This window comes from Candidatus Binatia bacterium (assembly GCA_036382395.1).
GTDB lineage: Bacteria > Desulfobacterota > Binatia > HRBIN30 > HRBIN30 > JAGDMS01.
Map to the genome: position 1 here is coordinate 1 of DASVHW010000034.1, position 8190 is coordinate 8190.

The 8190-nt window shown below is 65.9% G+C and carries 8 protein-coding genes; 6 read left to right on the forward strand and 2 right to left on the reverse strand.

From position 1 onward, the window contains the following. Together VF515_01850 and hypA are read right to left on the reverse strand one after the other, a co-directional pair. On the reverse strand, window positions 1-524 hold a 524-nt coding region (locus tag VF515_01850), incomplete at its 3' end, for a P-loop NTPase (protein HEX7406370.1). Between the two features lie 3 nt (window positions 525-527). Beyond that, window positions 528-941 carry a hydrogenase nickel incorporation protein HypA gene (gene hypA / locus VF515_01855; GenBank protein HEX7406371.1) on the reverse strand — a complete coding sequence of 138 codons (414 nt, stop codon included), beginning with the start codon at window positions 939-941 and terminating at the stop codon, window positions 528-530. Between the two features lie 190 nt (window positions 942-1131). Between hypA and hypF the strand changes: the two genes are divergently transcribed. From hypF to VF515_01885, 6 genes are all read left to right on the forward strand, one after another. After that, complete coding sequence (gene hypF / locus VF515_01860; protein HEX7406372.1) at window positions 1132-3498, forward strand: carbamoyltransferase HypF; 2367 nt, start codon at window positions 1132-1134, stop codon at window positions 3496-3498. Continuing rightward, a complete protein-coding gene (locus tag VF515_01865) occupies window positions 3498-3725 on the forward strand; it encodes a HypC/HybG/HupF family hydrogenase formation chaperone (protein HEX7406373.1) in 228 nt (75 codons plus the stop codon). The genes hypF and VF515_01865 overlap by 1 nt, the downstream gene beginning before the upstream one ends. Continuing rightward, on the forward strand, window positions 3722-4831 hold the full coding sequence (gene hypD, locus VF515_01870; protein HEX7406374.1) for a hydrogenase formation protein HypD: 1110 nt from the start codon (window positions 3722-3724) through the stop codon (window positions 4829-4831). Before VF515_01865 ends, hypD begins: the two co-directional genes overlap by 4 nt. Further along, the gene (gene hypE / locus VF515_01875) at window positions 4828-5847 is read left to right on the forward strand and encodes a hydrogenase expression/formation protein HypE (protein HEX7406375.1); all 1020 of its coding nucleotides are present in this window, start codon (window positions 4828-4830) and stop codon (window positions 5845-5847) included. The genes hypD and hypE overlap by 4 nt, the downstream gene beginning before the upstream one ends. Window positions 5848-6081: 234 nt before the next feature. Next, complete coding sequence (locus VF515_01880) at window positions 6082-7362, forward strand: 2-hydroxyacyl-CoA dehydratase family protein (protein ID HEX7406376.1); 1281 nt, start codon at window positions 6082-6084, stop codon at window positions 7360-7362. 9 nt (window positions 7363-7371) lie between these two features. Beyond that, a partial coding sequence (locus VF515_01885; GenBank protein HEX7406377.1) for a 2-hydroxyacyl-CoA dehydratase family protein occupies window positions 7372-8190 on the forward strand: 819 nt, incomplete at its 3' end.

Below are 8190 nucleotides of genomic sequence, written 5' to 3' on the forward strand. Positions count from 1 at the left end.
GCTCGAATCTCGGTGAGGAAGCGCAGGGTCCGGCGAACCGTCTCCAGCACGACGCGGGATTTTCCCGCTACCACGAGATACTCGGCGCGGCGCAGCAAGCGCGCCAGGTCCAAACTCGCGTCTCCCAAGCCGGGCGGCATGTCGATGACCAAGACGTCCAGCGCCCGCCAGCAGGTGACGGCGAGCAGTTCGATGATGACGTTGGTGACATCCACTCCCCGAAGTGGCGTTGGGTTCTCGCCGATGAAGTGGCTGACCGACATGAACTGGATGCCGTGCGCTACCGGCGGTTGGAGTCCGAACTCCTCCGTGGGGAAAGCTCCGTCGACTCCGAGGATGACGTGGTCGCTGGGTGCCGTGACATCCAGGTCGAGCAGGCCGGTATGCATCCCGCGCTCGGCGAGCACCAAAGCCAGGACCGAGGCGATCGAGCTCTTGCCGATCCCGCCCTTGCCGCCGGTGACGGCGAGAATGCGCCGTACCTCGCCGAGTCTCCGGTCGATGCCGGCGAGCCGTGGGTCCATCGCTTACGTATCCCCTTCCACGGATTGAAGGGTGACTCCGCGCCCCGCGATGATCTCGAAGTCGGAGCTCTGACACCGCGGACAGCGCAGGAAGGCGTGAGCCAGCTCGGGGATAAAATGGATGGCTTCCAATTCGTCGTCGTGCCGCGGCGCCTGCGTCTCATCCAGGGAGAAGGCGTGCTGGCAGGGCCGGCACTGCAAGCGGGCCGGCTCGCTCTCGATGGTGATGACGGTGTCGGCCAAGCGCGCCTCTGTGGCCGGCATCACTTCCTTGAGAGCGAACGCGAAACTCTCCCTTTCCATTTGCTGGAGCTCGCCGATGTGTACAGCGATCTTGGTGACGCGGGAGATGCCCGCTTTATCTGCGGCTTGAAGGGCCGCATCGACTACCGCTTGCGCCAAGGCAAATTCGTGCACGACGAATCCTTACGTATCGAGAACTCGAATACCGCAGGGCAGATCCTAACATCCCGTGGGCCGCGGAGAGAAGGCCAGCGGGCCGTGATCCGTAGGCCGTGTACATGGGCCGAGGCACGGAGCTGCTGTGCTGTGCTCGACTACTTGATCAGCGACCCGGCGGAGTTCATCCTATGCGTGGTGGTTGAGGGTGTCGCTGCGCACTGCCAGCAAAGATCAGCACGGTGAGGTGATCCGCCACCGCTTGGTGTGCCGCGGCGTCGTCCAGGCGGTCGGTTTTCGGCCAGCGGTACACCGCTGTGCCGTGTCCCTCGGTCTGAGCGGGTGGGTACGCAACGATATGGACGGGGCGACGATCGAAGTGGAGGGACCGCGCCAAGCGGTGGAATCGTTCCAGCGCCGCCTCCCTGCTGTTCTGCCCCCGCTGGCGCGGCTCGATGCGCTGTTGATCAGCGCGACGCCGCCGCTCGGTGAGCAGGAGTTCACGGTTCACGCTTCGACAAAGGGTGCGCGCCGCCACGCGCTCATCCCGCCTGACACGGTGCTGTGCGACGATTGCCGCGGCGAGATGGAGGATCCATCGGACCGCCGCCATCGGTATCCGTTCACGACGTGCACGAACTGCGGGCCGCGCTACTCGCTCACAGGGAACCTGCCGTACGATCGTGAGCGCACGTCGATGGCGTGCTTTCCGCTGTGCCCGGCATGCCAATTGGAGTACGCCGATCCCGGCAACAGGCGTTTCCACGCCGAGCCGATCTGCTGTCCGGCCTGCGGGCCACGGCTCTGGCTCGCGCATGCACAAGGCGACGCGCTCGGCGAGGGCCGCGCCGCCGTCGCCGCTGCGCGCCTGGCGCTGGCGGCTGGTCGCATCCTGGCGGTCAAAGGCTTGGGGGGCTTTCAACTGGCTTGCCGCGCTGACGATGCAGCGGTGGTGAACCGGCTGCGCGCGGCGAAACAGCGTCCGACAAAACCCTTTGCGGTCATGGTGCCGAACCTGGCGATGGCGCGCGCGCTGGTGTGTCTCCAGCCTGATGACGAGCGGCTGCTGCGGTCGCCGTACGCGCCCATCCTCCTAGCACCGCGGCAGCAGGCGGCACGCGTGGCGAAGGACATTGCTCCCGGCATCGACGACCTTGGCGTGATGCTGCCGACCACGCCATTGCACGTTGAACTGTTTCGCGACGTAGACTATCCGGCGCTGGTGATGACCTCGGGCAACGTCACCGACGAGCCCATCTGCCGCGGCAATCGCGAGGCGCGGTCGCACCTCGGCCGGATCGCCGATCTTTTCCTTCTGCACGACCGCGATATCGTGCACCGGATTGATGATTCCGTGGTGCGCGCGACTCCGCGGGGCCACATGGTGGTGCGGCGGTCACGGGGCTGGGTGCCCGGTCCGGTCGATCTTCCCGAGGCGGCGCCCGAACCGGTGCTGGCCCTCGGCGGCCATCTGCAAAACACCGCGTGTCTCGTGGTGGGCCGCAGCGCGTTTCCCTCGCCGCATGTCGGCGACCTCGACACCGAACCGGCGCGCGACTTCCTGGTCGAGGTGACGGGAGATCTCGAACGCTTCATGGATGTGACGGCGCGCGTGTTGGCTGCGGACCTGCACCCGGATTATCCCAGCACATGGATTGCCGAACGACTCGCGAACGAGCGTGGCGGGCGCGTGCTGCGCTTCCAGCATCACCTCGCCCACGCCGCGGCGGTGCTCGGGGAGCACGGAGCTTTTCCGACGGCCGATTCGCAGTGCGCCGCGCTCATCCTCGATGGTACCGGCTGGGGAACCGACGGCACGGCCTGGGGATGTGAGTGGCTGCTGCTCGACGGACGGTTGCGGTGGACGCGGCTGGCGCATGCCACGCCGCTGCCGCTGGTGGGTGGCGAGCGGGCGGTGCGCGAGCCGTGGCGGGTGGCAGTGGCCGCACTCGTCGCCGCCGGCCACGCCGATTTGCTGCGCTCTCTGCCGTTGGCTGAGGCCGTGCCGATGACGCAGCTCCACCAGGTCACCGAACTCGCCAGCCGCGGCCAGTGGCCGCTCGCGACCGGTGCGGGCCGGGTGTTCGAGGCGGCCGGGGCCTTGTTCGGCCTGGCCGTGCACAATGGCTGGGAGGGCGAGGCCGCGGCACGGTTCGAGTCGCTCGCCAGCCGTTGCGATGAAGCGGTGTCGCCATGGCCGGAAATTGTGCTGTCACCCGACGCGGCCGAGCTTCCTACGGCAAGGCTTCTTGTCGCCGCGGCCCGGCGGGGGCTCGATGGTGAGCCCCGATCCCGCGTGGCGGCCGGTTTCCACGCCACCTTTTGTCGGCTTGCTGCCGACCTGACGGCGCGGGTGATGCCTGATACTATCCGCATCGTGGCCATCGGCGGTGGCTGTCTGATCAACCGGCTGCTGCGGTGCGGCTTGGAGCAGGAGTTCGAACGGCTAGGTGTCCGGCCGCTGTTTCCATCAGCGCTGCCACCCGGCGATGGCGGGCTGGCCTACGGGCAGGCCGTTCTGGCGACGATCAGCCTGGTTCGGCAGGTGGTCCCGCGACAGGAAGGAGATTTGTGATGTGTCTGGCCATACCGATGCAGCTCATCGAGCGCAGTGAATGGGACGGCACCGCCGAGTTGCGCGGCGTACAGCGGCAGGTGTCGCTCATGCTGTGCCCGGAGGCTCAGGTGGGCGAGTATGTGCTCGTGCATGCGGGCTACGCCATCACCACCGTGGATGTGGAAGAAGCACGCAAGACACTCGAGCTCCTGGACGAGATCGTGCGGGAGGACATACCGGAATGAAACCGAGCGATGCGTTCTCCGACCGCGCCACCGTCGAAGCCCTTGTCTCTCGCGCCCGGGAGCAGGCGAGTCGACTCGATCGGCCGGTTACCTTCATGGAGGTGTGCGGCACGCACACGCACGCGATCGCCGCCGCCGGCCTGCGTCGCCTGCTTCCCCAAAAGGTTCGCCTCATCTCCGGTCCCGGCTGTCCCGTGTGCGTCACGCCGGTGGATTACCTCGATCGGGCCGAGGCCTTGGCGGCGCTGCCGGACGTCATCGTCTGCACCTTCGGCGACTTGGTCCGCGTGCCCTCGAGTTGCGGCAGCCTGGAGCAGGCCCGTGCCCGCGGCTGTGACGTGCGTATTGTCTACTCCCCTCGCGATGCGCTCGCCATCGCCCGCGAGCATCCGTCAAAGCGAATCGTTTTCCTGGCGGTCGGCTTTGAAACCACGCTGCCGACGGTGGCCGCGGCGCTGGCGGAAGCCGAATCCGAGGGGATTGCCACCTTCCAGATTCTGCCTGGCGGCAAGCTCATTGAGCCGCCGCTGCGTGCGCTGGTCACCGACGGTGACGTGCAGATCGACGGCTTTCTGCTTCCCGGCCACGTCTCGGTGATCATCGGCTCCAACGCCTATACGTTCCTGGCGGAGGAGTTCAGGGTGCCGGGCGCCGTGGTCGGCTTCACACCGGCGGACATCCTCCTCGGTGTGTCGGAATTGGTGCAGCAAGTGCTAGAGCGGGCGCCACGCGTCGCCAACCTGTACACGCGTGTCGTCCGTCCCGAGGGCAACCGGCACGCGCAGGAGTTGATCGCGCGCTTTTTCGAGCCGGTGGATACGCGCTGGCGCGGCCTCGGGGAGATTCCCGGTTCGGGCCTCGGTGTGCGCGCCACTTGGGCGCATCGGGATGCGTCCACCATCGAGGTTGCCGTACCGGAACCGCGTGAGCCGGGCGGATGCCGCTGCGGTGAGGTGCTCAAGGGTGTGATCGAACCACCGCAGTGTCCGCTCTTCGACCGAGGCTGCACGCCGGACGCGCCGCTCGGGGCGTGCATGGTCTCCAGCGAAGGGACCTGCGCAGCGTGGTACCGGCACGAGCGCTTCGGAGCCGGAGCGGCGGCATGAAGCGCAGCGACACCCTCCTGCTGGCGCACGGCTCGGGGGGGCGCCTGACGCACGAACTGGTCCGGCAGGTGTTCCTGCCTGCCTTCGACAACCCGTACCTGCGGACACTTTCCGACTCGGCGGTGCTGTCCGAGCTGCCACAGGGGCGGCCGGCGTTGACCACCGATGCCTTCGTTGTCGATCCGCCGATTTTTCCGGGCGGAGACCTCGGCTATCTGTCCGTATGCGGCACCGTCAACGATCTTGCGGTCGCCGGTGCGCGACCGCTGTGGCTGACCTGGGCGCTCGTGCTCGAAGAAGGGTTGGATGGCGACCTGTTGCACACGGTCGTCGAGGGCGCGGCGCGGGCATGCCGTGAAGCGGGAGTGACGCTGGTGGCCGGCGACACCAAAGTCGTGCCGCGTGGCAAAGGCGACCGGGCGTTCGCCATCACCTCGGGCCTCGGCGTCGTGCCCGTTGGGCGTGACCTCGGCGACCATCGGGTGCAAACCGGTGACGATATCGTCGTCAGCGGGCCTTTCGGGGATCACGGTGCCACGATCATGGCTTGCCGTCACGGACTGTCCGGGTCCTTCCTGGTGTCGGACTGCGCGCCGCTGAACGATCTGGTGGAGACGGTGATGACGTGCGGCGCAGAGATCCACGCCATGCACGATCCGACCCGCGGCGGCGTGGCAACCACCTGCCACGAGGTGGCGGCACGGGCCGGCGTGCGTTGTGTCCTCGAAGAAGTATCACTACCAGTGAGATCCGAAACCCTCACCACCTGCGAACTGCTCGGGCTGGATCCCCTCTACCTTGCGTGCGAGGGGCGCGTGCTGATGTGGGTGGCGCCGGACGATACCGAGCGCCTGCTGAAGACGCTGCACAGTCACCCACTCGGCAGAGACGCAGCCAGGATCGGCCGGACCGAGCCACCGAAGGGTGGGCAGGCGTCGGTCCTCCTCAGGACCGCAATTGGAGGCGAACGCCCTGTGGATCTGCTGTCCGGAAGCGAGCTGCCGAGGATCTGCTGACCCGCATGTGATCCACGCTGCTAGTCGTGTCTGCCGGCGCGTTGACGTCCGGCGACGACGATCGCTACCGTTTACTCAACAGTAAGGGGTTCGTCAACGGCAAAGGATCAGTGCCGTCTGTGGCCGGGCGGTGACATGCTCAGAAACGCCTAAAAACTGCTGGCCGCCACCGTGTCAGGAATGTATAAGGGCGCCGCACCACCGCACGGCGCGCCGACGAAAGGGAGGCCGCAGATGAATGCCCTGCACATGAACCACATGCGCGACAAGGTTGAGCAGCAGTTCAAACCCATGTTGCAGCTGCTACAGGCTGACCTGGTTCCGCACGGGCGCTTGCTTGCCGGCACCATGGACCTGGTCATCGCTCATTACGAGGAAACCTTCCGCGTCATGGACGAACGGGGCAAGAAGCTGTGCTGGTACGAGTTCTGCCTCACGCCGGAGATCTTCCTCGCCATGGACATCCACCCGTTTCTGGCCGAGGTCCATCCATCCATCATGGCGCTCGGTACCCCGGAGGTGTGCTGGAAGTATGTCGATGCGGCGGAAGAGCATGGCGCACCGCCGGAGCTCTGCGTCCTCGACAAGTTCCTGCTTGGGGCGTTGCTCAACAAGGAAATGCCGAATGCCGACTTCATCGTGACGGCCAGCGCCCCCTGCGACAGCTCCCGCATCGGCTATCAGATATTCGAGCAATTGGTCGACTGCCCCGTTTACCGCCTCGATGCGCCGGTCGACGACTCGCCGGAAGCCCACGCCTACTACGCTGGTGAGATTCGCAAACTCATTGGCTTCCTCGAGGCGCAAACGGGCAAGCGGCTTGATTTCGATCGCTTGCGGGAAATCTGTGAAGAATCCAACCGCACGACGGAGGCACTGCTGGAGCTCTTCGAGCTCAAGCGCGCCCGGCCGTGCCCCCATCCCGCTTCGCTGACGTTCAGCAGTTACATGACCCTGCTCAATTCGCTCGGTTCACCGGCGCTGACGCGCTACATCGAGTTCCTGCGCGACGACGCCGCCGAGGCCGTCAAACACGGGCGGGGTGCGGTCGCCAACGAGCAGCACCGCGTCTTGTGGTACTACGTTCCCGTTACCTTCGACATGGAGCTGATGACCTGGCTGGAGCAGAAGTTCAACGCCGCCGTGATCATGGACATGCTCTCCAGTTTCTTCAAGCAGGAGCCGATCGATACGAGCAGCGCCGATACCATGTTGCTGGGCCTGGCCCGCCGCGGACTGGAGGCCACCATGGGCCGTTTGCGCGTCAGCACCACCAAGTTGACCGAGCGCTTTCTGCGGGACTACGCCGACTTCGGTGCCGATTGCGTCATCTTTCCGGCCTCAGTGGGATGCAAGCATGTGTGGGCATGGGTGAGCATGCTGCGGGAAGTCTGCCGCGAGAAGGGTATCCCGATATACGTATTCGATCTCGATTGGATGGACTCGCGCACCCGGCCGGCGGAGTCCATCCGCGCCGGCATCGAAGAGTTCTTTTCGACCGTCATGGCGCAGTAAGGGCGATTTATGGAAGAGCGCATCGATTTCCGACGCTGGGCTGGTCCGATCGAAAACGACTCGGTCAGGGAGTGGAAAGCTGGTGGCGGCCGCGTCGCCGGCTTCTTCTGCGCCAATGCCCCGGAGGAGGTGCTGTGGGCAGCGGGCATCCTGCCGCTGCGGATGCGTGGAACCGGTAGCGAGGATACCTCCACCGCCGACCAGTACTTCGGTCCGGTCAACTGCGGCTTTGTCCGCCACACGCTGAACCGCATCGCCAGCGGTGAACTGGCTTTTCTCGACGGCTTGCTGCTGACCAATAGCTGCGACCATCTGCGCAGACTCTCGGACATTTGCATCGACAAGCAGCTGGCACCGTTCTGCCATTACATCGATGTTCCCCACGTCAACAGCGAGAGCTCGCGTACGCGCCTGGTGGCGCAGTTGCGTGTCCTGAAGCAGCGGCTGGAGTCGGCCTTCGGGGTCACCATTTCAGACGAGAAGCTTGCGGACGCGTTGAAACTGTACAACCGGACGCGGCTGCTGCTGAGCCGGGCATCGCGGCTGCGTGCGGACCATCCGCCGCGCCTCACGGGCAGCGAGGTGCTGGCCATGTCGGTGGCCGCCGCGAGCATGCCGAAGGATCAGTTCAACGCCTTGCTGGAGCGGCGCCTCGGACAGATCGAGGCGGGAAACGGTGTGCCGGCAAGCGGCGGCCCCCGTCTGCTGATCATCGGCGGGGCGCTCGATGATCCCGGCTATCTCGAAGTCATCGAGTCGTTGGGAGCCTCCGTTGTTGCCGATCAGCTGTGTTGGGGCTCAAAGACCTTCTCCGAGCAGGCGGTGGAG

Excerpts from the sequence above, each read along its gene's own strand:
- VF515_01865 (HEX7406373.1), top strand. The coding sequence starts at position 3,498 with ATGTGTCTGGCCATACCGATGCAGCTCATCGAGCGCAGTGAATGGGAC.
- hypD (HEX7406374.1), top strand. The coding sequence starts at position 3,722 with ATGAAACCGAGCGATGCGTTCTCCGACCGCGCCACCGTCGAAGCCCTT.
- hypE (HEX7406375.1), top strand. The coding sequence starts at position 4,828 with ATGAAGCGCAGCGACACCCTCCTGCTGGCGCACGGCTCGGGGGGGCGC.
- VF515_01880 (HEX7406376.1), top strand. The coding sequence starts at position 6,082 with ATGAATGCCCTGCACATGAACCACATGCGCGACAAGGTTGAGCAGCAG.